This window comes from Clostridium tertium (assembly GCF_017873245.1).
Lineage (GTDB): Bacteria > Bacillota > Clostridia > Clostridiales > Clostridiaceae > Clostridium > Clostridium tertium.
In genome coordinates, this window is sequence record NZ_JAGGJY010000001.1 from 340,319 (window position 1) to 363,893 (window position 23,575).

Consider the following 23,575-nt stretch of genomic DNA (forward strand, 5'->3'; position numbering starts at 1 on the left):
TATATAAAAGGAGATGGGTTTATGTTTTACCCAGGATTTTTATTTGACCCAACATATTTAATTTTAATACCAGCTATGATAATAGCTTTTTGGGCACAGTTTAAAATAGATAATGCTTATAAAAAGTATAAAACTGTTAGAACTTTAAGTGGTGTTACCGGAAGCGAAGTTGCAAGAAGCATATTAGATGGAGCAGGACTTTTTGATGTAAGAGTTGAAAGATATGGAAAGCATCTTGGAGATCATTATGATCCATCATCAAAAGTAATAAGGCTTTCACCCGAAGTATATGACGGAGCAACTGTAGCAGCAGCTGGTATAGCTGCCCATGAATGCGGGCATGCAATTCAGCATCAAACTCACTATGCACCTTTAGTTTTAAGAACTAGAATAGCACCAGTTGTTAATGTAGGGAGCACATTATCAATATATTTATTTATTATAGGGATATTCTTAGGTAATCCCCTATTTGCTAAAGTTGGTATAATATTCTTTGGAGGAGCAGTTATTTATCAATTAGTAACTCTTCCAGTAGAATTTAATGCATCAACAAGAGCCCTAAATATATTGAAAACAAGAACATTCCTATACGGAGATGAATTAAAAGGAGCACAAAAAGTTTTAGATGCAGCTGCAATGACATATGTGGCAGCAACTCTTATGGCTATTTCTCAGTTGATAAGACTAATAGCTATAAATAATAGATATAATGATAATTAAGAGGTAGAAGGATGAAGAGTAGAAAACTTGCAAGACAAATAATACAAAGAGTTCTAGAGGAAGGGGCATATTCAAACTTAGTTCTTTCAAATGAACTTAACAACATAGATATTGAAGATAAAGATAAGGGACTTATAACAGAAATTGTTTATGGGACTTTAAGAAGAAAGAGAACTTTAGATGTATTAATAGGAAACTTCGTTAAAGATATTAATTTAATTGATACAACTGTATTAAATATATTAAGAGTAGCTATTTATCAAATGTACTTTTTAGATAAAATACCTGAATATGCAGCTTGTAATGAAGCAGTAGAAGAAGCAAAAGAAGTTTCTTTAGAAGCATCAAAGCTTGTAAATGGTATTTTAAGAAATTATATTAAAGATGAAAAGGAAATTGTAGTTCCAGGAAATAGAATAGATGAGCTTGCTTATAAATTTTCTTTCCAACCTTGGATGATAAGATTGTTTATAAAACAATATGGTGAAGAAAGAACTATGAAATTAATGGCTGGATTAAATGAAACACCAAAAGTTACTGTAAGAGTAAATGAATTTAAAGCAGAGTATGATGAAGTTTATGAAAAACTTGAGGAAATTGGATATAATATTGAAGATGGATATGCTTGTCCAGAAGCGATAGCTATTAAAGGTGGAAAAGGCATTGAGGATAACCAATTATTTAAAGAAGGTCTTATCACAGTTCAAGATGAAAGTGCAATGCTTGTAGCGCCTTTATTAGATTTAAAAGAAGGAGATAAAGTACTAGATCTTTGTGCTGCTCCAGGTGGTAAAACAACTCACATTGCTGAATTACTAGCAAATAGTGGGGAAGTTTTAGCTTTTGATTTACATGGAAATAAGCTTTCTCTTATAGAAGAAAATGCAAAAAGATTAGGATTAAATAATATAGTATGTAAGGCTATGGATGCAACTAAATTAAATAGTGATTATATAAGCTATGGAGATAAAGTATTAATAGACGTACCTTGTTCAGGACTTGGTATAATAAGAAAGAAACCAGAAATAAAATGGAATAAAACAAGACAACAATTAAAAGATTTAGTTCCAATACAAAGAGAAATAATGGAAAATGCATGGCAATATTTAAAACCAGGTGGAACTCTTGTTTATTCTACATGCACATTAAATAAAGAAGAAAATGAAGAAAACTTAAAATGGTTCTTATCAAAACATAATGATGCAGAAATAGAAAAAATATATATAGGAAACAACAATAACTTTATATACAATGGAGATGGAAGTTTGACTATATTACCAAATGATTCTATGGATGGTTTCTTTATAGGCAAAATAAAGAAGATAAAATAGGTGATATAATGAATAATATTTTAAATTACAGTTTAGATGAAATTTCCTTATGGATGAAGGAAAATGGAGAAAGTGCTTTTAGAGCAAAACAAGTTTTTTCTTGGATATACAAGAATATTTGGAATTTTGATGATATGAAAAATTTACCTAAGAGTTTAGTAGAGAAACTTAAAGGAAATTTTTATATAGGAATCCCAGAAGTTGTAGAAAAGTATGAGTCAACATTAGATGGTACACAAAAATTATTATTAGCTTTCGATGATGGTAACATCATTGAAAGTGTAATAATGAAGTATAAACATGGTAACTCAATATGTATTTCTACACAAATTGGATGTAGAATGGGATGTAAGTTCTGTGCATCAACTTTAGAGGGAAGAGTAAGAAATTTAACAGCTGGAGAGATTTTATCAGAAGTTATTATAGCACAAAAGGTAATAGGAGAAAGAATATCTAATATAGTACTAATGGGGAGTGGAGAGCCATTAGATAACTATGAAAATGTTACTAAATTTTTGGATTTAGTAAATGCAGATTATGGTTTAAATATAGGGCAAAGACATATAACGTTATCTACTTGTGGGTTAGTGCCTAAGATTTATGAACTAGCGGATAAAGGATATAGCATAACACTAGCTATATCATTACATGCATTTAGTGATGAAAAAAGAAGAGAAATAATGCCAATTGCCAATAAATATTCAATAAAGGAAATACTAGAGGCTTGTGATTACTACTTTGAGAAAACAGGTAGACGTATAACTTTTGAATATTCCTTAGTATCCGGTATAAATGATGGTAAAGAAGATGCGAAATCTCTTTCAAAACTATTAAAAGGAAGACAGTGTCATGTTAATCTTATACCTGTTAATGAAATAAAAGAAAATACTCTAAAAAGACCTTCAAAAAAGACTATAGAAGAATTTGAAAAGATAGTAAATGAAAATGGGATTGAAGTTACGGTAAGAAGAGAAATGGGTAATGACATAAATGCAGCTTGCGGCCAATTAAGGAGAAATTTCTTAAAGTCTCAGAATTAGAGGGAGTGGGTGTTAATGATTGGTATAAAAAGTGATGTAGGTAACTTAAGAAACTTAAATGAGGATTATACAGAATTTTATGAGAATGAAGATTTTAAAATTTATGTAGTGGCAGATGGAATGGGTGGACATAATGCTGGGGAGATTGCTAGCAAAACAGCTTCAAAATCTTTAATAAAATACATAAGAGATAACTTTAAAGATATTAATAATACAGAAATATTAAGAAAGGCTATTAAACATGCAAATTTAAAAGTGTTTAACTTAGCACATTGTAATGAAACTTATAATGGTATGGGAACTACTTTAGTTGCATGTTTAATAACTAAAGATATAATTCAAGTAGCTAATGTTGGAGATAGTTCTTGTTATGGAATTAAGTTTAATAAAGTTATTAAAATAACAAAGGATCATTCTTTGGTTCAAGAATTATTAGATTGTGGTAGCATTTCTAAAGAACAAGCTATAAATCATCCTCAAAAAAATGTGATAACTAGAGCAATTGGAACAGAAGAAATGGTAGATATAGATGTATTTGATATAGAAAAAGGTAAATTTGAATTTTTTCTTATGTGTAGTGATGGATTAAGTAATGAGATAGACATAGAAGAGGTTTTATCATTTGAAATAGAAGAAAAATACTTACAGAATATTTGTGAAAAGCTTGTTGATAAAGCTAAAATTAATGGTGGAAGAGACAATATAACTGTAATGTTATTTGGAGGAGAGGTGTAATATGAATGGAATTATACTAGGTGGTAGATATGAGCTTCTTGAAAAAGTAGGGGAAGGAGGAATGTCTGAAGTTTATAAAGCTAAATGTAATAAGCTTAATAGATTTGTTGCAGTAAAAATATTAAAAAAGCAATTTGCAGACAATAAAGAAATTTCTCAGAAATTCAAAAGAGAAGCAACTGCCATTGCAAATTTATCTGATACTAATATAGTTAATGTTTTAGATGTAGGTACACAAGAGGATATAGATTATATAGTAATGGAATATATAAGTGGAAAAACTTTAAAAGAATTAATTTATTATAGTGGAAAACTTAGTTATAATACAGCTATAAAGATAGCACTTCAAATAGCTAAAGCTTTAGATTGTGCACATAGAAACAATATTATTCATAGAGATATAAAACCACAAAATATATTAGTTACAGAATCTGGAGAAGTAAAGGTTACTGATTTTGGTATAGCAAAATCTACAGATTCTCAAACTATTACTAATACTACAAGTATTATTGGATCAGCACATTATCTTTCACCGGAACAGGCAAAAGGAACTTATATTGATTTTAGATCAGATATTTATTCTTTTGGAATAGTTTTATATGAAATGGTAACAGGAAAATTACCTTTTGAAGGTGATTCACCAGTTACAGTTGCATTAAAGCATTTACAAGAAGAACCTATTCCACCTAAAAATATAAATTCTGCAATTCCAGATAGTTTAAATAAATTAATACTTAAGGCGGTTGAGAAAGAGCCAATAAAGAGATACCAAAATGCGAAAGAAATTATTCAAGATTTACAAAAAATACAAGAAAATCCAGACGTAGTTATTGGAGCTTCAGTTATTGATAATAGTGATCATACTATAATTATGACACCAATTAATACTCAAAATCAAAAAACAAATCATATTTCTAAATTAGAAGATGATTATGATGAAGAAGATGATTATGATGAAGACGAAGATTTTGATGATGATTATGATGAAGATGAGGATGAACTACCTAAGAAGAAGAAAAGCAAAAACGGAGTTAAAAAAGCTATAGTTACAATTGGTGTTATAATTGGTGTTATAATTTTAGGTTCTGTAGGTTTCTTCTTAGCTGGAGGAAATAAATCTAGCAAGGAAGTTGAAGTTCCAAATATTGTTGGAAAGACTATAGATGAAGTTAAAGAAGAAGTTGAAAAATTAGGCTTAAAAATAGAAATTAAATCTACACAAAATAGTGAGAAACCTGAAAATACTATATTAGAAACTGATCCAAAAGCAGGAACAAAAGTAAAAAAAGATTCGGCAATAAAAGTTGTAGTTTCATCTGGAGAAGAACAAGTTGATATGCCTGATTTTAGAGATTATGAAGTAACAAATATAGAACAAATTTTAAAGAATCAAGGACTTACTAATTATACTATTATTGAAGAGTATAATGATAAGGTCGAAAAAGGGTATTTTATAAAACAAAATCCAGTAGCAGGAACTAAAATTGGTAAAAAGACTAAAATAGAAATTACAGTAAGTAAAGGGCAGGAAGTAAAACTTGTAGATGTAAAAGATGTAAAAGGCAAATCATTAAATGAAGCCAAAGAGTTATTAAAGGGGCTTGATATTACTGTTAAGGAAGAGACTATTAAAGATAAAAAACAAGATGGAATAGTATTAGAACAAAGTTTGCCTATTACTAAAGTTCAAGAAGGAACACCAATTACTTTAACAGTAGGAAAGTATGAAGAGAAAAAAGCTGAGAATGAAGTTATAAATATTGCTGGATTGGGACTTAAGTCAGGAATGAAAGTAGATGAAGCAATAGCTATACTTCTTTCACACGACTTATCATATGAAATTGATGGGGTTGGAGATATTGTTGAAAGTTTTACTAAAGAAATAAAAAAAGGTGAAACTGTAAAAATTAAAGCAAAGAACTCTGAAAAGCCACAAAATCCAGAAACTAATAATAGTAGCAATAATGCTAATAATAATGAAAATAATCAATAAAATAAAAATCAGCTTTTAGCTGATTTTTATTTTATTTAAAATTTATTTGCATTTTTTGGTGAAATCTGTTTATTATAAATATGAAGATTAAATTATTCGGAGGAATTATGGAAGGAAAAATAATAAAAGGAATTGGTGGGTTTTACTATGTTAAAACTAAAGAAGGAGTTATAGAATGTAAGGCAAGAGGAAAGTTTAGGCATAAGGATATGAAGCTTATGGTTGGAGATAATGTAGATATAAATGTTTCTAATGGAAAAGGAGTAATAGAAGATATACATGATAGATCTTCTGAATTGATAAGACCTACTGTAGCAAATGTTACACAAGCTTTTGTAGTATTTGCAATAAAGAATCCAGACATTAACTTTGATCTTTTAAATAGATTTTTAATTTTATGTGAATATAACAACATTAAAGCAATAGTTTGTTTAAATAAAGTAGATTTAGCAAGTGAAGAAGAAAAAGAAGAAGTTAAGAAAAAAATTAATGATATTGGTTATGATGTATTATTTATAAATGCTAAAAAAGGTTTAGGTATAGAATTGCTTAAAGAAAGATTGAGTGATAATGAAACAGTACTATGTGGACCTTCAGGTGCAGGAAAATCAACTCTTATAAACACTCTTATAAATAGAACGCATATGGAAACAGGAGTTGTATCAGAAAAAATAGGTAGAGGAAAGCATACTACAAGACATAGTGAGCTTATTGAAATAGAAAATGGGTATTTAGTAGATAGCCCAGGTTTTTCAAATATAGATATTAGCTTTATGAACAAAGAAGAACTTAGATATTGTTTCCCTGAATTTGAGGAGTACAATCATAATTGTAAGTTTAGAGGATGTCTTCATAATAAAGAGCCTGAATGTGCAGTGAAAAATGCATTACAAGAAAATAAAATTAACGAAACTAGATATAATTTTTATATAAGAATACTAGAAGAATTGTTAGAGGGGGAAAAACATAAATGGTAAAAATATCACCATCAATATTATCAGCAGACTTTTCAAAATTAGGTGAAGAAATTATTAATGTAGATAAAGCAGGAGCGGATTTTATCCATATAGATGTTATGGATGGAAATTTTGTGCCTAATATAAGTATAGGATTACCAGTAATAAAATCAATAAGAAATAAAACATCTAAGATTTTTGATGTTCATTTAATGATAGAAAATCCATCAAGGTATATAGATGATTTTGTTAATGCTGGCGCGGATATAATAACTATACATTATGAAGCAGAAAAGCATATAGATAGAGCTATAGAATATATAAAATCAAAAGGCATAAAGGCGGGGGTATCACTAAACCCTGGAACTCCAACTTTTGTTTTGAAGAATATAATAAATAAATTAGATTTAGTTCTAATTATGTCAGTTAACCCTGGATTTGGAGGACAAAAGTTTATACCTTATGCTTTGGATAAAATTAAAGAAGTTAAGGGAATGAGCTTAAATTCAAATAAGGATTTATTAATAGAAGTAGATGGAGGAGTAGATAAAACAAATGCTAAAGCTATAATTGAAGCTGGAGCTAATGTTTTAGTTGCTGGTTCTGCTGTTTTCGGAGATGGAAATCTTAAAGAAAATATTGAAGCAATAAGAGGAGAATAAAATGAAAGCCATAATAGTATCAGGAGGGAAAGCACCGTCAAAACAGCTATTGTTAAATGAAATAAAAAATTCAAATTTAATAATAGGTGCAGATAAAGGGTGTGAGGTGCTATACAATTATAATATATCTCCTAATTACATATTAGGTGATTTTGATTCAGCTGATAAATATATAATAAAAGCTATGGAAGTTTCAGGATGTGAAAAAATTAAATATAAAAAGGAAAAAGACTTTACTGATACGGAAATTGCTTTTAATTTAGCAGTTGAAAAGGGAGCAAAAGAAATAGTATTACTAGGAGGGACAGGGACAAGGTACGATCACTCCTTAAGTAATTTAGGTCTTATGTTAAAAGCTCTAAAAATGTCTATAATTTTAAAAATAATCGATGATAATAATATAATTTTTTTAACTGATAAAAGTATGATATTAAAAGGAAATAAAGGTGACACAATATCTTTTCATGCTTATTGCGAATGTGTAAAAAATCTTAATATATGTGGATCAAAATATGATCTTATAAATTATGATTTATATTTGGGCGATGGATTAACAACGTCTAATGAATTTATAGGTAATGATATAAAAATAACATTTGATAGTGGAATTTTAATGGTTCTCTATACAAAAGATTAAATTTAAAAAAGTAATCACTCATTTTATTTATTTGCATACAATGTATATAAAGAGATGAGTGATTTTTTATTGGAGGGAGAATTTATGAAGATAATAGCTATAAAATTACCAAGGTTTATTTCAAATTTTATAAGATTTTTTAAAAGAAAAAAATAAAATACATATGAAGAGTGTATGACTATTAAGGAAGAGATTCTTTAAAAATTAAAAAAAATAAATAAAAAATGCAATTGTTAATTCAATTGCATTTTCTATTTGAACTTATATTGCTCTTTGAACCTTACCAGATCTAAGGCATCTTGTACATACATGAACTGTCTTTGGTGTTCCGTTAACTAAAGCCTTTACTCTCTTTATGTTAGGAGCCCAAGTTCTCTTTGATTGACGATGTGAGTGGGAGTATTGAGTTCCAGATACAACCCCTTTATTACAAACTTCGCATCTTCTTGCCACTTGAAAACACCTCCTTATTTGTGAAGATAATTTCTCTTCAATAGGACAGATTAAATTTTAACATAGTAGGTGTCAAAAAAGCAAGAGAAATTGAGAAAAAAATGAAAAAACTTTTAAATTAAAAAAAAATTATATATCTAAGGATATCTCCATATACTAAGCTATGTAATATTTACTTGAATAATAAATGTAAGTAATATAAAATATAGTATAAGGATATTTATAAGGAGGATTCTATATGGTAGGATATTCAAACGAACTTGGAAATATACATTACTCTGAAGAGGTACTTGCAAAAATTGTTGGTCTTTCAACTATGGAGTGCTATGGAGTTGTTGGTATGGTTTCTAAGAATGCCACTGAAGGCTTATGGGAATTAATGAGAATAGAAAATTTAAGCAAGGGTGTTAAGCTAAAGTTTAATGAAGATAAATTAGTAATAGAATTATATGTTATGGTTGAGTATGGAACAAAGATTTCTGTAATAGCAAATAACATAATACAAAAGGTACGTTATAGTGTGGAAAACTTTACTGGATTAAAAGTTTCATCTGTTACAGTAAATGTTCAAGCAGTTAGAGTCTAGGAGGTAAAAAGATGAAATATCAGAAAATAAATGGCCATGACTTTTATAACATGGTTGTTAATGCTAGCAATAGATTGTTAGAGGAAAGTGAATACGTTAATGCTTTAAATGTATTCCCTGTTCCAGATGGAGATACAGGAACAAACATGTCAGCTACATTTAAAGCTGCGGTTAAAGAAATAGAGGGATTAAATTCTGAATCAATTGCAGAAACTTCAAAAAAGCTTGCTAAAGGAGCTTTAATGGGTGCAAGAGGAAATTCAGGAGTAATTCTTTCACAAATATTAAGAGGTATTTCTAAGGGCTTAGAAGGAAAGACTGAAGTAGACACTGTAGAACTTGCAATAGCATTTAAAGAAGGTAGCAATGCTGCTTATAAAGCAGTTATGAGACCAACAGAAGGAACTATACTTTCTGTAATTAGAGCAGCTGCAGAAGCAGCTATTGATACAGATGTTAAAGATGTAGTAGATCTTATGGAAGTTATAGTAACAGAAGCAAAAATAATGTTAGATAAAACTCCAGATTTATTACCAGCTTTAAAGAAGGCAAAGGTTGTAGATTCAGGTGGAATGGGATTATACATTATTCTTAAAGGTATGTATGATGCTTTAAAAGATGATATAAAAGCAGAAATAAAAGATATAAAGCCAGCTTCAGCTAAAATGCAAGGAGCTCAAGGTACAGAAGATATAGATATAAAATTTGGATATTGTACTGAGTTTATAATTCTTGCAGATGCTAGTAAAGCTGATAAATTTAGAGATGAAATAATACCAATGGGAGACTCACAAGTTGTAGTTGGATATGAAGATGTAATAAAAGTACATATTCATACAAATGACCCTGGTGCTGTTTTAGCAAAGGCTGTTAAATTAGGAGAATTATCTAAAATAAAAATAGATAATATGAGAGAAGAACATAGAGAAGTACTTTTAAGTAAAGAAGAGTATAAAGAAGCTAATGTTAATGATTCAAATCACTTTGAAGGTGAAGCAGCTATTGAAGAAGTAGAACAAGAAAAGAAAAAGTATGCTTTTGTAGCAGTTGCTATGGGAGAAGGTATAACAAATATTTTCAAAGATTTAGGTGTTGATTATGTTATAGAAGGTGGCCAAACAATGAATCCTTCAACTCAAGATATAATGGAATGTATATCTAAATTAAATGCTGATCATATATTTGTTTTACCAAATAATAAAAATATAATAATGTCAGCAAATCAAGCTGCTGAAATATCTGATAAAGATGTTAAAGTTATTCCAACAACTACAATTCCTCAAGGAATAACATGTATAACTATGTTTAATCCAGAAGCTGAAGTTGAGGAAAATATAGAAAGTCTTAAAGAAGCAATGGGAATGGTTAAGACAGGTTCTGTGACTTATGCAGTAAGAGATACAGAAATGGATGGAATAGAAATAAAAGAAGGAAATATGCTTGGTCTAATTGAAGGTAAGATAAAGAAAGTTGGTTCATCATATTGCGATGTTGCAGAAGAAGTGCTTTCAGAGATGATAGATGAAGAAAGTGAACTTATAACAATATTATATGGTTCAGATGTTACTGAAGCGGAAGCAGAAAAGTTTGCAGAAAAAATAGAAGAAAAATATGAAGATTTAGATGTTCAATGCTATAGAGGAGCACAGCCTCTTTATTACTTCTTAATGTCAGTAGAATAATTACAAAGCACAAGTTACTACTTTATTTACATAAGTGGAAACTTGTGCTTTAATATTTAGTGAATTAAAATTTTGAGGTGAGCAAATGAATATATTTATGGAGATTTCTTCTCTAAAAGGAGTAGGACCAAAGCTTACTGAAAAGCTTAATAAATGTGGGATATTTACTATTTATGATTTACTTTTATATTTTCCAAGAGATTATGAATTTATTAAAGGTGATGTTGCCTTTAATGAAATAGATGGTGAAGAAAAACAAATTCTAACTTGCAGGGTAATAGGATACGATAGAGATGTTAAAACTAAAACTGGGAAGATAATATCTGTAATAAAGTTTGATTATAAAGGACATATAGTCATTGCAAAATGGTTTAATCAAAGATACATAAAAAATTCTTATAGATTAAATGAGTTTTATGATTTAGTTGGTAAGTTTAAAAGAGTAGGAAATTTATTAGAAGTAATAAATCCTATGGTTGGATGTAGAGATGCAAAACAAAGTGAAATTATACCTAAATATCCATTAAAGGGCGATTTAAGTGATAGGATAATTACTAAACTTATAAATCAAATACTAGATGAAGTAATAATAACAGATAATTTACCGAAGGAAATTTTAGATAAATATAAGATGATAGGTCTTGATAAAGCTATTAGAGAAATACATTTTCCAAAAGGAAAAGGTGATTTAGATCAAGCAATTATAAGATTGAAATTCCAAGAACTATTTACTTACTCGATGAAACTTTTATTACTTAAAAATAAATTGAGAAGCAATGATGGAATTTCATTTTATTGGCATGAAGAGTTAACTACATTAAAAGAATCATTACCTTTTAATTTGACAGATGCACAAACAAAAGTTGTTAGAGAAATTTTAAGAGATCAAAAAAGTAAGTATTCTATGAATAGGCTAGTTCAAGGGGATGTTGGTAGCGGAAAAACCATAGTTGCTATAATAGCTATGTTTAATGTTATAAAAAATGGATTTCAAGCTTCTTTAATGGTTCCTACAGAAATACTTGCTAATCAACATTATGAAGAGACGTTAAAGATTTTGAAAAATTTTAACGTAGAAGTTGAATTACTAACTGGAAGTACTAGTTTAAAAGAAAAAAGAAGGATAAAAGAAAGGATATCAACTGGAGAGCCATTAATTGTTATAGGAACACATGCATTAATACAAGAAGATGTAGATTTTACTAATTTAGGTCTTGTTATTACCGATGAACAACATAGGTTTGGTGTTGAACAAAGAAGTAAGCTTATAAATAAGGGAAGAAGACCGGATGTTTTAGTTATGACGGCAACACCTATTCCTAGAACTTTAGCTTTATATATGTATTCTGATTTAGATGTTTCAATAATCGATAAGCTACCTCCAGGAAGAAAGAAAATAGATACAAGATTTTATTCGGAAAATGATAGGATGTTAGCTTATGATTTAGCCTTAGATGAAATAAGAAAAGGAAGGCAAGTTTATATAGTTTGTCCTTTAATTGAAGAAAATGAAAAAATGGAATTAAATTCAGTAGAAAAGCTTTATGAAGAATTAAAAGATGGTGTATTTAAAAATATAAGCGTAGAAATACTTCATGGTAAAATGAAGCCTAAAGAAAAAGATGAGCTTATAAATTTATTTAAAGATGATAAAATTAAAGTTATTATTTCAACTACTGTTATTGAGGTAGGAGTAAATGTTCCTAATGCATCCATGATGATTATAGAGAATTCAGAAAGATTTGGATTAGCACAGCTTCATCAGTTAAGAGGAAGAGTTGGAAGAGGACAATATGAATCTTATTGTATTTTAATTGGAAAAGCTAAGAATGAAAAAACAAGAAAGAGAATGGAAATAATGACAGAATCAACTGATGGTTTTTATATATCAGAACAAGACCTTAAGTTAAGAGGTGCAGGAGAAATGTTTGGTCTTAGGCAAAGTGGAGATATAGGTCTTGTGCTTGCGGATATTTATGAAGATATTGATATACTGAAATGTGCAAGATACGAAGCTAATAATTTAATTAACTCTGAGCAAATAGAACATGTAAAATTATGTAATGAAATATCTAATTCAATTGAAAGATATAGTCGATATATTTGTTTTAATTAAAAAAATTGTATATAGAGAAATATTATGTTAAAATTGAAATGATAGTACCTAAGGAGGAAACTAAATGAGAATAATAGCAGGGAAAGCAAGAGGAAGAAAATTAATACCTCCTGCAACTATGGAAACTAGACCAACTTTAGATAGAGTAAAAGAAGCTATGTTTAGTATAATTCAAGGATACATACCAGATGCAGTTGCTGTAGATGTTTTTGCAGGGACAGGAAGTCTTGGTTTAGAAGCAGCAAGTAGAGGAGCTAAAGAGGTTTATTTAATTGATAAAAGCAACACAACATTTCCTTTATTAAAACAAAATATAGAGAATTTAAAATTTCAAGATTTTTGTACTCCATTAAATATGGATTCATATGATGCTTTGAAAATGTTAAATAAAAAGGGAAAAATTTTTGATATTATATTTATAGACCCGCCTTATTGTAAGGAAATGATTCCAGAAGCAATTAAAATAATAAAAGAAAATAATATGCTAAAAGAAAATGGAATAATAGTCACTAAAATAGATTCTATAGAAGAAATATACGATGGATATAAGGATATAAAGTTATTGCAAAGCAGAAAGTACGGTAATACAACAGTATGCTTTTATAAATATGAGGAGTAATTTAAAAGGTGAGAGATATGAATATAGCAGTTTATCCAGGAAGTTTTGATCCTATTACTAATGGCCACTTAGATATAATCTCTAGGGGAGCTAAAATTTATGATAAGCTTATAGTTGCTGTGCTAGTAAATATGGATAAAAAATGTTTATTTGATATTGAAGAAAGAGTGGAATTAATTAAAAAAGTTACTAAGGATTTAGATAATGTAGAAGTCTTAAGTTTTGAAGGATTATTAGTAGATTTTGCAAGAATTCATAATTCAAAAGTTATACTAAAAGGTCTTAGAACAGTATCTGATTTTGAATATGAATTTCAAATGGCACTTATGAATTCTAAACTTGATCCAGATATAGAGACGGTATTCATGATGACTTCTTCAGCATATTCTTATGTAAGTTCATCTTCAGTAAAGCAAGTAGCAAAGTTTGGTGGAAATATCAAAGGTCTTGTACCAGAAGAACTAATTACAGAAGTTATGGATAGATTTTAAAGATTTTTATCGAGGGGGAAGAGGGATGGATAAGATTGAAGTTAATATTATAGAGCTTTTAGAGTATTTAGAGGAGTTAATAGAAACAGCTCCCAAAGTGCCTATAACAGGTAAAAGTGTAATAGATAAAAAGGAATTCTTAGAAGTAATTGATCAAGTAATAAATTATCTTCCAGATCAATTAAAAAAAGCACAATGGGTAATGACTGAAAAAGACAGAATACTAGGGGATGCGCAAAAGCAATATGAATCGACTAAAAGTGAAATTATGGAAATGATGAAACAGAAAGTTGAAAATCATGATATAGTTAAAGAATCAAAAATAAGAGCTAATGAAATAATTGCCCTAGCTCAAAGAGATGCTAAGGCAATTAGGATTGGTTCAAGAGAATATTCAACGGAAATTTTAGCTCAATTAGATAGAGAAATTGAAGAAAAAAGAAATATGCTAATTGAAAATATGCAAAAATCTTTTGAAATGGCAGCAAAAGATATAGATGAAAAATTAAGTAGCACAGGAGATAAAATTAAAGAAAACATTTCTGAATTAAGAGGAATGTAATCTTCTTTTAAAGTTTTTTACTACCATTGATATTAATAGTGTTATACTAAGCAATATTAATATAGGAATAAAAAGTCTATAAAATGTATAAATAGTATAATTTTTACTTGGAGTTATATTTGAAGTAGGTATTGAAGTCAAAATTATATTGCTTGCTACAAAGGTTATTATAAAACTTAGTACTCCTTGAATAAATTTATAAAAAATGTATTTTTTAATATTTGGATTACTTTTGCTTACTATGGAGCTTACTTGAGCTATAACTGATAAGCTTGAAAATGATAAAATAAAACTCATCATGCTTAATTTTAGGCTCATGGATATACTAGATGCAGAAATTAATTTACATCCGTTTGTAAATTCAATACTACCTAAAAATAAGTTGTATAAAGTTCCGGATGGTAATTTAACTAAGTTTTCCAAGATTTCAAAAGCAGTACTTATATAAGTGTTGCTTTTTATTATGCTTATAACTACAGAAAATATTATTACAAAAGCACCTACATTTATAGTTGTAGTAATTGCTCCTTCTATGGAATTTTTTAAATTAGTTCCAAAAGGATTTTCTTTATAAGAACTATTTATAGTATTAGATGAACTGATATTTATAGATTTTTTTCTTGTTAAAAAACCTACAATTATTATAGAAAGATAATTAGCAATTAATAAGATATATCCAAGTTTTACATTATAAAGCATAGAAGATGCTACTGATCCTAATATGAAAATAGGGCCTGCATTAGAAGCTATATTTAATAGCCTTTCATACTCGCTTTTATGTATATATCCAAGTTCATAAATATCTAAAGAATATTTTGCTCCTAAAGGATAACCGCATATAAAGCTTGCGGCTAATGGGAAAGAACAAGTTTTTGAAAGACCTAATGGTTTGCAAAGTAATGGACCTAGTATTTTTGAATAAAGTCCGATACCATCATAATAAATTAGTAAATTACATATTACGCTAAAGGGAAAAATCGTTGGTAATATTGCAGTTACAACAAGTTTTGCGCCACTTATAGCTGCAGACATACTGGCTTCTAAATTTACCACAAATACAATAATAAAGATGGTAATTGCAAAACAGATTACGTAATTTTTTCTTACATTTAAAAGCTTTAATAATAATGCTACAAGTAAAAAGACAAAAAGCCATAAAACAAAAATACTAAACATAAAATTAACCTCCTATATAGTATTTATATGCCTATGACTTCTTAATATTAATCTTTTATTATAGGTGATTGAAAATAATCACTTAAGGGATTTAATTTGTTATTTAAGATTGAATATGCCTTTGTTGCTTGAATATCTAAATCTAATAATGGATTATTTATATTTTTAGGGACTTTTGTTATAATTGGTATTTTTGATTTTTTCTTCATTTCTTTTAAAATAGCTCTTCCTGTATTATTAAAACCAAGAACTCTAGCATATAAGTTTGTTGGTTTTATTAGTTCTTCATGAGAATATTTATCTAAAGATAAGTATATTTGAGCCATTAATCTAGAAATTTTTGTATAGGTATATCTTTTACTTTTTACTTTAAAGATTAAGTCTTCATAGGAATCACTATTACAAATTTCCTTTAAGAATTTATTATCTAATCCTTCTTTTATTTCAAAAAGATTGTTAAAATCTATACAATTAGTTAGCAATTTGCACTTAATGTATGGATACATTTCTTTTTCAAATATAAAGGGATAATTAATTTCTTTTAATGAATAAAGAATATCTAAAGATGCGCTAGGTAAATATTTTTCTAATTCGCCTAAAGATAAATCTTTTTTTAAGTTTTCTCTAATGCTAGTTGCAGAAGCAAAAGTACTAGTTAATGATTTATCGTTATATCTTGATCCTTCTCTTTTTAAGGTAATTGGCAAAATTGAACTATTTAAATTTATTAGAGATTTTATGTATTCAATTCCTAAAATATTATTTGAACTAGATAAGACTTCTTCAAGTGAATCATCTTTTAATATGTCTTTTAAAGATAGTTCCCTTGCTTTAGCAAAGGTCATTCCAGATTTTAAATTTTCCTTAATTTTAGATTGTAAATCAAAAGATTCAAGTGTTAATGTTTTGGCAATTTTTTCTAAGTAACTTATATTGCCACATTCACTTCCAAAAAAAATATTATCAATTACACTAATTGAGTCAAGAATAGATATAGAGCCCTTTGCAAAAAATTCAGCAGAAGATAAAGCGTAAAAAGTAGGTAATTCAATAACTAAGTCAACACCATTTAAAATTGCCATTTCGGCTCTTTTCCATTTATCAATTAATGCAGGCTCACCTCTTTGAACAAAATTTCCACTCATTACACAAACGACACCATCACAATTAGTTTCTTTTTTAGCAGAATTTAAGTGATAAAGATGACCGTTATGAAAGGGATTATATTCTGTTATTATTCCTGTTATATTCATAAATACACTCCTTATTGGGAAATATAAAATTATTATAACATAATAATTTTATATTAAAAGAGATGGATTATATATAAAGACAATATTCTGAATATTTACAATATAAAGAATTAAATCTTTCGTACATTTTTATGTTGAAAATTATAGTTATTTAGGAGTATATTAGTATGTGAAGATGAGTCCGTGTCTTTTTGAAAGGAGTAAATATTATGGAACTTATGAATAAATTATGGGATGCAGCTAAAGCTGATAAAAGAAGAATCGTTCTTCCAGAAGGTGATGAGGATAGAACTTTAGTAGCAGCTCAAAGAATACAAGAACTTGGTTTAGCTTATCCAGTTTTAGTTGGAGACAATAGTAGAATTAATGAAAAAGCTAAAGAATTAGGAGTAAACTTAGAAGGAATAGAAATAGTTGATCCGAATAATTCGGAGAGATTACAAACTTATATTAATGAGTTTTATGAATTAAGAAAAAACAAAGGTATGACTTTGGAAAAAGCAGAGAAAATAGTAAAAGATCCATTATATTTTGGAACTATGATGGTTAAGTTAGATGATGCTGATGGAATGGTATCAGGTGCCGTACATACAACAGGAGATTTACTTAGACCAGGGTTACAAATAATCAAAACTGCTCCAGGTGTATCAGTTGTTTCAAGTTTCTTTATAATGATGGTGCCAGGATCAACATATGGAGAAGAAGGTATGCTTTTATTCTCTGATTGCGCAGTTAATCCAAATCCAAATTACGAACAATTAGCAGCAATAGCAATAGCTACAGCTGATACAGCTAGAAATCTTTGTAAGATAGAACCAAGAGTGGCAATGCTTTCATTCTCAACAATGGGAAGTGCAGATCATGAAATGGTTGATAAAGTTAGAAAAGCTACAGAACTTGCAAAGGAATTAAGACCAGATCTTTTAATAGATGGAGAATTACAATTAGATGCAGCTATAGTTGGTAAAGTAGCAGCACAAAAGGCTCCAAATAGTAATGTTGCTGGTAAAGCTAATGTATTAATATTCCCAGACTTACAAAGTGGAAATATAGGATATAAATTAGTTCAAAGATTTGCTAATGCAGAAGCTATTGGACCTATGTGTCAAGGTTTTGCAAAACCAATAAATGATTTATCAAGAGGATGTAGCTCTGACGATATAGTTAATGTTGTTGCATTAACTGCTGTTCAAGCACAAGCTCAAAAATAATTATCCATTAGGAAGGAGTAAAACAAATGAAAGTATTAGTAATCAATTGTGGTAGTTCATCGCTAAAATATCAATTAATAGATATGGCTACTGAAGAATCATTAGCTCAAGGTTTAGTAGAAAGAATAGGAATTGAAGGATCAGTTTTAACTCAAAAGGTTGAAGGAAGAGACAAATATATAGTAAAACAACCTATGAATGATCATAAGATAGCTATAAAATTAGTTTTAGATGCTTTAATAGATAGCGAGCATGGAGTTATTTCATCAATGGATGAAATAACAGCAGTTGGACATAGAGTTGTTCATGGAGGAGAAAAATATAAAAATTCAGTGGTTATAAATGAAGAAGTCAAGAATTATATTAAGGATTGCTTCAAATTAGCTCCTCTTCATAATCCAGCTAATATGATAGGTATAGAAGCTTGCGAAGAATTAATGCCAAATACACCAATGGTAGCTGTATTTGATACTGCTTTCCATGGTACAATGCCAGAAGAAGCATATTTATATGCACTTCCATATGATTTATATAAGAAACATGGAATAAGAAAATATGGATTCCATGGTACTTCTCATAAATATGTTTCTCAAAAAGTAGCAGAAGTTATGGGAAAAGATATAAAGGATTTAAAGATAGTTACATGTCATTTAGGAAATGGTGCAAGTTTATGCGCTGTTAAAAATGGTGTATCTATAGATACTTCAATGGGATTCACTCCACTTGAAGGCGTAGCTATGGGAACAAGAAGTGGAAATATAGATCCAGCTATAGTTACTTTCTTAATGAAAGAAGAAGGTTTATCGATTGATGAAGTTAATGATTTATTAAATAAGAAATCAGGTGTTCTTGGAATATCAGGAATTAGTTCAGACTTTAGAGATATTGAAGATGCTGCATTCAAAGAAGGCGTTCATAGAGCTAAACTAGCACTTGCTATATTTGAATATAAAGTAAGAGCTACAATTGGATCATATGCTGCTATAATGGGTGGCGTTGATGCTATAGTATTTACAGCTGGTGTTGGAGAAAATGGACCAGAGACTAGAGAATCAATTCTAAAAGGATTAGAATTTTTAGGAGTAGAAGTAGATACTGAGAGAAATAATGTTAGAGGTAAAGTAAGAGAAATATCAAAAGATGGTTGTAAGGTAAAAGCTTTTGTTATACCAACTAACGAAGAATTAGTTATAGCAAGAGATACTGTTGAACTAATTAAGTAGTTAATTTTTAGAGTGCATAATTATTAGTTGGGTTATTTAGAATAAATTGCTTGACTTTTAATCATGCACTTTATATAATAAATTGTGTTTATTCGGCAAATATTTATCTAAGGAGTGAAATGAAGCTTTGCTCAAGCTATACACATAATGTGTATAATGTATCCTAAAGGATATGAGGACATTGTCTAGAGCAAATACATATGATTATACAATTTTCAGACTTAATTTCAACAAAGAAAAGAAAAAAAGAAATCAATGTAACATATGAATTAGCTCCACTTTATTTTGATGGAGAAAAAATAGAAGCTGCAGAAGCTGTAAATTTAGTTGGAAATATAATCTCTGTTGAAGATGTTTTGACTTTAAAAGCTTCAATAAAAACAAAATTGAAATTAAATTGTTCAAGGTGCCTAGAGGCCTTTATCTATCCAATAGATATTGATATAGAAGAAAGGTTTACAAATAATAAGGAACTTCAAGATAATGAAGAAATTATTTTTGTAGATAGCGATACTTTAGATATTGCTAAAATAGTTGAAAATGTTATTATTTCAACCTTACCTATTAAGAGACTTTGCACAGATGACTGTAAGGGACTTTGCTACCAATGCGGTAAAAATCTTAATGAAGGTTCTTGTCAATGTGAGACAAATGATGTAGACTTAAGACTGGCAAAGTTACAAGAGTTGTTTGGAAATAAGGAGGTGTAGTAATGGGAAATCCAGCTAGAAAAACATATAGAGCAAAGAGAAATTCAAGAAGAGCTCAAACTTTCAAGGCGAGCTTACCTGGAATAGTTGAGTGTCCACAATGTCACGAAATGAAGTTAGCTCACAGAGTTTGCAAGAACTGTGGATTCTATAAAGGTAAAGAAGTAGTTGCTTCAGTAGAAGAATAAAGAAAGTCTAATGACTTTCTTTTCTTTATATATAAAGAAAAGGGGCGAAATGGTATTATGAAAATAGCTATAGATGGTATGGGTGGAGATAATGCACCTAAAGCTGTAATAGAAGGCGTTATTCAAGCTTTAAAGGAATACGAAGGAATAGAATACTACATAACAGGTCCTAAAGAGCAAATAGAAGAAGAGCTAAAGAAATACCAATATGATGAAAAGCTAATCAATATAGTTGATGCAAGAGAAGTTATTTCTACAAATGAGCATCCTGTAATGGCTTTAAAAAAGAAAAAGGATTCAAGCATATGCAAAGCATTAAGACTTGTTAAAGAAAAGGAATGCGATGCTATTATATCAGCAGGTAGTACAGGTGCATTTTTAGCAGGGTGTACACTTATAGTTGGAAGAATAAAAGGTGTAGAAAGACCAGCACTTGCTCCAATTATGCCAGGGAAAAATGGTAGCTTCATGATAGTAGATGCTGGAGCAAATGTAGATTGTAAGCCTAATTACTTAGTTCAGTTTGCTAAGATGGGTAAAGTATATTATCAAGGGGTACTAGGAAGTAATAACCCTTCAATTGGTCTAGTTAATATAGGGGCAGAAGAAGAAAAAGGTAATGAATTAACTAAAACTGTTCATAAGCTATTGAAAGAAGAAAATAGCTTGAATTTTATTGGGAATGTAGAACCAAGAGATACATCCAAAGGAGATGTAAATGTTTTAGTTTGTGATGGCTTTGTAGGAAATACATTATTAAAAATGTATGAAGGAGTGGCATCGACATTATTAAAAATGATAAAAGAAGAAATTTTATCAGGTAGTATAATTAGTAAAATAGGTGCTGGACTTTTAAGTCCTGTATTTAAAGCATTAAAAGTGAAGTTTGACTATAAGGAATATGGTGGAGCACCATTTTTAGGCGTGGAAGGTATTTGTATTAAAGCTCATGGAAGTTCAGATGGCAAGGCATTTAAAAATGCTATAAGACAAACCAAAACTTTTTATGACAATGGTGTATTAGAAAAAATAAAAGAAGAACTTCAAAATAATATATAATTTATTCCAATATGTATATTGACTAGATAAATAATATATAATATTATCTAAATGATATATGTAGGAGGTGAATTAAATGTTTGAGAAAGTTAAAGAAATAATAGCTGAAAAATTAAGCATTAACGAAGATGATATAACAATGGATTCTTCATTCGTTGACGATTTAAATGCAGATTCATTAGATTTAGTTGAACTTATGATGGCTTTAGAAGATGAGTTAGATACTGAAATCCCAGATGAAGAAGCAGAAAACTTTAAAACTGTTGGAGATGTAGTTAAGTATTTAAAGAATCATGTTGAAGAATAATATAATCCCGCTTTAATGCGGGATTTTATATTTAAAATTTACGGTAGAATTTGGTTTATTCTTGAATTTGCTCTATTAAAAAGAGTATATTAAAAAGCAAATTGAAGAATAAACTTCAAGGGGTGTACAAAATGGCGAAGTTTAATATAAAAGAAGTTGAGGATAGTATAGGATTAACGTTTAATGAGCCTAAGCTTTTAAAAACTGCATTAACTCATAGCTCTTATGCAAATCAACACAAGGATCAAGAGTATAACGAAAGATTTGAATTTTTAGGAGATTCTATATTACAGTTATGTATCACTGAATATCTTTTCTTAAATTATAAAAACAAGAGTGAAGGTGAATTAACAAAGATAAGGAGTCTTATAGTTTGTGAAAACTCACTTTATGAAATTGGTAAAAAATTAAATTTAGGATATTTCATTAGAATAAGTAGGGGTGAGGAGTTAACAGGAGGAAGAGAAAGGGTTTCTATAATAGCTGACGCAGTAGAGGCTTTACTTGCAGGAATTTACCTGGATAAAGGGCTTGAATTTGTTAAGGATTATATAATAGGTTATTTCAAAGAAATAATAGATAAAGCAATAAATAATGATATTGTTTTAGATTATAAAACTAAGCTTCAAGAAGAAATGCAAAAATCGGGTGAAGTATCAATAATATATGAATTACTTAAGTATGAAGGTCCTCCACACAGAAGAAAGTTCTTTACATCAGTTTTAATAGAAGATAGAGAGCTTGGAAAAGGTGAAGGATATAGTAAAAAAGAATCAGAGCAAAATGCAGCTAAAGAGGCCTTAAGAAATTTGGAGGAATTAAATGAGTAAAAGACATTATATAATACCAATATTTATATCTCATCAAGGTTGTCCACATCAATGTGTATTTTGTAATCAAGATAGAATAGCAAAAGTTGTTCATGAAGAAGTTACGGAAAAAGATGTAAGAGAAACTGTAGATGAATACCTTAAGACTATAGATCATAAAAATTCAACTGTTGAAATATCATTTTTTGGAGGAACTTTTACAGCGATAAATGTAAATAAACAAAAAGAATTGCTAGCGGTTGCAAAAGAATATAAAGAAAAAGGGTATATAGATAAAATTAGAATGTCTACAAGACCTGATGCAATAAATAAATACATATTAGATTATTTGAAAGATTATAAGGTAGATATAATTGAGCTTGGAGTACAATCTTTAGATGATGAAGTGCTAAGATTATCAGGAAGAGGTCATAGTGCAGAAGAGGTAGAAAAAGCTTCTAAACTTATAAAAGAATATGGTATTACATTAGGACATCAAATAATGCCAGGACTTCCAGGAGATACTTTTGAAAAAGATATAGAAACGGTGAAGAAGTCTATAAAAATGAAACCGGATATATGCAGGATATATCCTTCATTAGTAATTAAAGACACACCTATGGCTGATATGTATGAAAGAGGTCAATACAAGCCTTATTCCTTAGAGGAAGCAGTTGACATATCTAAAGAGTTATATAAGCTATATAAAGATGCAAATGTTAATATAATTAGAATAGGACTTCAGCCAACTGAAAGTATAACTTGGGGAAAAGATATAATAGATGGACCATTCCATCCATCATTTAGAGAATTGGTAGAAGGAAGTTTAATTTGTGATAAAATAAGATCTGCTATAAATGAAAATGAAGATATAATTATTGAAATAAACTCAAAGGATTTAAGTAAGCTGTATGCAAATAAGAAAGTATATTTTAATAACTTAAAAAACAATCATAAAGGAAAAATACTAGTAGCTACCAAAGATAAAATAGACAGAGGAAATGTTAATGTTATCGTACTAAAAAGAATAGAAAAGGTTAGTATATAAGGTAGGCA

Annotated in this window: 25 protein-coding genes; 22 read left to right on the forward strand and 3 right to left on the reverse strand. The window is 29.0% G+C overall.

Features of this window, described 5'->3' with window-relative positions; genetic code table 11:
* Positions 1-21: 21 nt before the first annotated feature.
* From J2Z25_RS01670 to J2Z25_RS01705, 8 genes are all read left to right on the forward strand, one after another.
* Positions 22-720 carry a zinc metallopeptidase gene (locus J2Z25_RS01670; protein WP_209737854.1) on the forward strand — a complete coding sequence of 233 codons (699 nt, stop codon included), beginning with the start codon at positions 22-24 and terminating at the stop codon, positions 718-720.
* Positions 721-731: 11 nt separating this feature from the next.
* On the forward strand, positions 732-2,051 hold the full coding sequence (rsmB, locus tag J2Z25_RS01675; protein ID WP_209737856.1) for a 16S rRNA (cytosine(967)-C(5))-methyltransferase RsmB: 1,320 nt from the start codon (positions 732-734) through the stop codon (positions 2,049-2,051).
* 8 nt (positions 2,052-2,059) lie between these two features.
* A complete protein-coding gene (gene rlmN, locus J2Z25_RS01680; protein WP_111928138.1) occupies positions 2,060-3,091 on the forward strand; it encodes a dual-specificity RNA methyltransferase RlmN in 1,032 nt (343 codons plus the stop codon).
* A 15-nt stretch (positions 3,092-3,106) separates the two neighbouring features.
* Complete coding sequence (locus tag J2Z25_RS01685; protein ID WP_209737858.1) at positions 3,107-3,826, forward strand: Stp1/IreP family PP2C-type Ser/Thr phosphatase; 720 nt, start codon at positions 3,107-3,109, stop codon at positions 3,824-3,826.
* 1 nt (position 3,827) lies between these two features.
* Positions 3,828-5,819: a Stk1 family PASTA domain-containing Ser/Thr kinase gene (gene pknB / locus J2Z25_RS01690; protein WP_209737859.1), complete on the forward strand. Its 1,992-nt coding sequence runs from the start codon at positions 3,828-3,830 to the stop codon at positions 5,817-5,819.
* A gap of 107 nt (positions 5,820-5,926) precedes the next feature.
* Positions 5,927-6,796, forward strand: coding sequence for a ribosome small subunit-dependent GTPase A (rsgA, locus tag J2Z25_RS01695; RefSeq protein WP_209737861.1), 870 nt, complete (start codon positions 5,927-5,929; stop codon positions 6,794-6,796).
* Complete coding sequence (gene rpe / locus J2Z25_RS01700; protein WP_209737863.1) at positions 6,790-7,437, forward strand: ribulose-phosphate 3-epimerase; 648 nt, start codon at positions 6,790-6,792, stop codon at positions 7,435-7,437. The genes rsgA and rpe overlap by 7 nt, the downstream gene beginning before the upstream one ends.
* 1 nt (position 7,438) lies before the next feature.
* Entirely contained in the window at positions 7,439-8,074 is a 636-nt protein-coding gene (locus J2Z25_RS01705; RefSeq protein WP_209737865.1) for a thiamine diphosphokinase, read from the forward strand.
* Positions 8,075-8,335: 261 nt separating this feature from the next.
* Here J2Z25_RS01705 and rpmB read toward each other — a convergent pair whose 3' ends face one another.
* Positions 8,336-8,527 carry a 50S ribosomal protein L28 gene (rpmB, locus tag J2Z25_RS01710; RefSeq protein ID WP_008678335.1) on the reverse strand — a complete coding sequence of 64 codons (192 nt, stop codon included), beginning with the start codon at positions 8,525-8,527 and terminating at the stop codon, positions 8,336-8,338.
* A 238-nt stretch (positions 8,528-8,765) separates the two neighbouring features.
* On the opposite strand from rpmB, the gene J2Z25_RS01715 reads away from it, so the two are divergent.
* The 6 genes from J2Z25_RS01715 to J2Z25_RS01740 all read left to right on the forward strand — a co-directional run bounded on the left by J2Z25_RS01715 (position 8,766) and on the right by J2Z25_RS01740 (position 14,583).
* Entirely contained in the window at positions 8,766-9,113 is a 348-nt protein-coding gene (locus tag J2Z25_RS01715; protein WP_008678337.1) for an Asp23/Gls24 family envelope stress response protein, read from the forward strand.
* A gap of 11 nt (positions 9,114-9,124) precedes the next feature.
* The gene (locus tag J2Z25_RS01720) at positions 9,125-10,795 is read left to right on the forward strand and encodes a DAK2 domain-containing protein (RefSeq protein WP_209737866.1); all 1,671 of its coding nucleotides are present in this window, start codon (positions 9,125-9,127) and stop codon (positions 10,793-10,795) included.
* An 85-nt stretch (positions 10,796-10,880) separates the two neighbouring features.
* On the forward strand, positions 10,881-12,911 hold the full coding sequence (gene recG, locus J2Z25_RS01725; RefSeq protein ID WP_209737868.1) for an ATP-dependent DNA helicase RecG: 2,031 nt from the start codon (positions 10,881-10,883) through the stop codon (positions 12,909-12,911).
* A gap of 64 nt (positions 12,912-12,975) precedes the next feature.
* Positions 12,976-13,530: a 16S rRNA (guanine(966)-N(2))-methyltransferase RsmD gene (rsmD, locus tag J2Z25_RS01730; RefSeq protein ID WP_008678342.1), complete on the forward strand. Its 555-nt coding sequence runs from the start codon at positions 12,976-12,978 to the stop codon at positions 13,528-13,530.
* Between the two features lie 17 nt (positions 13,531-13,547).
* Complete coding sequence (gene coaD, locus J2Z25_RS01735; protein WP_035285736.1) at positions 13,548-14,021, forward strand: pantetheine-phosphate adenylyltransferase; 474 nt, start codon at positions 13,548-13,550, stop codon at positions 14,019-14,021.
* Between the two features lie 25 nt (positions 14,022-14,046).
* Positions 14,047-14,583, forward strand: coding sequence for a hypothetical protein (locus J2Z25_RS01740; protein WP_008678346.1), 537 nt, complete (start codon positions 14,047-14,049; stop codon positions 14,581-14,583).
* Here the strand turns inward: J2Z25_RS01740 and ylbJ are convergent.
* Both ylbJ and J2Z25_RS01750 read right to left on the reverse strand, forming a co-directional pair.
* The gene (gene ylbJ / locus J2Z25_RS01745; protein WP_209737870.1) at positions 14,569-15,759 is read right to left on the reverse strand and encodes a sporulation integral membrane protein YlbJ; all 1,191 of its coding nucleotides are present in this window, start codon (positions 15,757-15,759) and stop codon (positions 14,569-14,571) included. The genes J2Z25_RS01740 and ylbJ overlap by 15 nt on opposite strands.
* Before the next feature lie 47 nt (positions 15,760-15,806).
* Positions 15,807-17,012, reverse strand: coding sequence for a nucleotidyltransferase (locus J2Z25_RS01750; RefSeq protein ID WP_209737872.1), 1,206 nt, complete (start codon positions 17,010-17,012; stop codon positions 15,807-15,809).
* Between the two features lie 209 nt (positions 17,013-17,221).
* Between J2Z25_RS01750 and pta the strand changes: the two genes are divergently transcribed.
* From pta to J2Z25_RS01790, 8 genes are all read left to right on the forward strand, one after another.
* The gene (gene pta, locus J2Z25_RS01755) at positions 17,222-18,223 is read left to right on the forward strand and encodes a phosphate acetyltransferase (RefSeq protein WP_209737874.1); all 1,002 of its coding nucleotides are present in this window, start codon (positions 17,222-17,224) and stop codon (positions 18,221-18,223) included.
* A 26-nt stretch (positions 18,224-18,249) separates the two neighbouring features.
* Positions 18,250-19,446 carry an acetate kinase gene (locus J2Z25_RS01760; RefSeq protein WP_008678353.1) on the forward strand — a complete coding sequence of 399 codons (1,197 nt, stop codon included), beginning with the start codon at positions 18,250-18,252 and terminating at the stop codon, positions 19,444-19,446.
* Between the two features lie 200 nt (positions 19,447-19,646).
* On the forward strand, positions 19,647-20,156 hold the full coding sequence (locus tag J2Z25_RS01765) for a YceD family protein (RefSeq protein WP_008678355.1): 510 nt from the start codon (positions 19,647-19,649) through the stop codon (positions 20,154-20,156).
* Positions 20,157-20,158: 2 nt separating this feature from the next.
* Positions 20,159-20,344: a 50S ribosomal protein L32 gene (gene rpmF / locus J2Z25_RS01770; protein ID WP_008678357.1), complete on the forward strand. Its 186-nt coding sequence runs from the start codon at positions 20,159-20,161 to the stop codon at positions 20,342-20,344.
* A gap of 57 nt (positions 20,345-20,401) precedes the next feature.
* Positions 20,402-21,403, forward strand: coding sequence for a phosphate acyltransferase PlsX (gene plsX / locus J2Z25_RS01775; protein WP_008678358.1), 1,002 nt, complete (start codon positions 20,402-20,404; stop codon positions 21,401-21,403).
* Positions 21,404-21,479: 76 nt separating this feature from the next.
* Entirely contained in the window at positions 21,480-21,710 is a 231-nt protein-coding gene (acpP, locus tag J2Z25_RS01780) for an acyl carrier protein (protein WP_008678360.1), read from the forward strand.
* A 131-nt stretch (positions 21,711-21,841) separates the two neighbouring features.
* Entirely contained in the window at positions 21,842-22,540 is a 699-nt protein-coding gene (gene rnc, locus J2Z25_RS01785) for a ribonuclease III (RefSeq protein WP_209737876.1), read from the forward strand.
* Entirely contained in the window at positions 22,533-23,567 is a 1,035-nt protein-coding gene (locus J2Z25_RS01790; RefSeq protein WP_209737878.1) for an elongator complex protein 3, read from the forward strand. The genes rnc and J2Z25_RS01790 overlap by 8 nt, the downstream gene beginning before the upstream one ends.
* The last annotated feature ends 8 nt before the right edge of the window (positions 23,568-23,575 follow it).

Coding starts and splice junctions, on each gene's coding strand:
- J2Z25_RS01670 (WP_209737854.1), top strand. CDS start 22: ATGTTTTACCCAGGATTTTTATTTGACCCAACATATTTAATTTTAATA.
- J2Z25_RS01750 (WP_209737872.1), bottom strand. CDS start 17,012: ATGAATATAACAGGAATAATAACAGAATATAATCCCTTTCATAACGGT.
- J2Z25_RS01715 (WP_008678337.1), top strand. CDS start 8,766: ATGGTAGGATATTCAAACGAACTTGGAAATATACATTACTCTGAAGAG.
- rsmB (WP_209737856.1), top strand. CDS start 732: ATGAAGAGTAGAAAACTTGCAAGACAAATAATACAAAGAGTTCTAGAG.
- plsX (WP_008678358.1), top strand. CDS start 20,402: ATGAAAATAGCTATAGATGGTATGGGTGGAGATAATGCACCTAAAGCT.
- acpP (WP_008678360.1), top strand. CDS start 21,480: ATGTTTGAGAAAGTTAAAGAAATAATAGCTGAAAAATTAAGCATTAAC.
- rpe (WP_209737863.1), top strand. CDS start 6,790: ATGGTAAAAATATCACCATCAATATTATCAGCAGACTTTTCAAAATTA.
- rsgA (WP_209737861.1), top strand. CDS start 5,927: ATGGAAGGAAAAATAATAAAAGGAATTGGTGGGTTTTACTATGTTAAA.
- recG (WP_209737868.1), top strand. CDS start 10,881: ATGAATATATTTATGGAGATTTCTTCTCTAAAAGGAGTAGGACCAAAG.
- rsmD (WP_008678342.1), top strand. CDS start 12,976: ATGAGAATAATAGCAGGGAAAGCAAGAGGAAGAAAATTAATACCTCCT.
- J2Z25_RS01685 (WP_209737858.1), top strand. CDS start 3,107: ATGATTGGTATAAAAAGTGATGTAGGTAACTTAAGAAACTTAAATGAG.
- pknB (WP_209737859.1), top strand. CDS start 3,828: ATGAATGGAATTATACTAGGTGGTAGATATGAGCTTCTTGAAAAAGTA.
- rlmN (WP_111928138.1), top strand. CDS start 2,060: ATGAATAATATTTTAAATTACAGTTTAGATGAAATTTCCTTATGGATG.
- coaD (WP_035285736.1), top strand. CDS start 13,548: ATGAATATAGCAGTTTATCCAGGAAGTTTTGATCCTATTACTAATGGC.
- J2Z25_RS01765 (WP_008678355.1), top strand. CDS start 19,647: ATGATTATACAATTTTCAGACTTAATTTCAACAAAGAAAAGAAAAAAA.
- J2Z25_RS01720 (WP_209737866.1), top strand. CDS start 9,125: ATGAAATATCAGAAAATAAATGGCCATGACTTTTATAACATGGTTGTT.
- J2Z25_RS01790 (WP_209737878.1), top strand. CDS start 22,533: ATGAGTAAAAGACATTATATAATACCAATATTTATATCTCATCAAGGT.
- rnc (WP_209737876.1), top strand. CDS start 21,842: ATGGCGAAGTTTAATATAAAAGAAGTTGAGGATAGTATAGGATTAACG.
- rpmF (WP_008678357.1), top strand. CDS start 20,159: ATGGGAAATCCAGCTAGAAAAACATATAGAGCAAAGAGAAATTCAAGA.
- J2Z25_RS01760 (WP_008678353.1), top strand. CDS start 18,250: ATGAAAGTATTAGTAATCAATTGTGGTAGTTCATCGCTAAAATATCAA.
- J2Z25_RS01705 (WP_209737865.1), top strand. CDS start 7,439: ATGAAAGCCATAATAGTATCAGGAGGGAAAGCACCGTCAAAACAGCTA.
- ylbJ (WP_209737870.1), bottom strand. CDS start 15,759: ATGTTTAGTATTTTTGTTTTATGGCTTTTTGTCTTTTTACTTGTAGCA.
- pta (WP_209737874.1), top strand. CDS start 17,222: ATGGAACTTATGAATAAATTATGGGATGCAGCTAAAGCTGATAAAAGA.
- J2Z25_RS01740 (WP_008678346.1), top strand. CDS start 14,047: ATGGATAAGATTGAAGTTAATATTATAGAGCTTTTAGAGTATTTAGAG.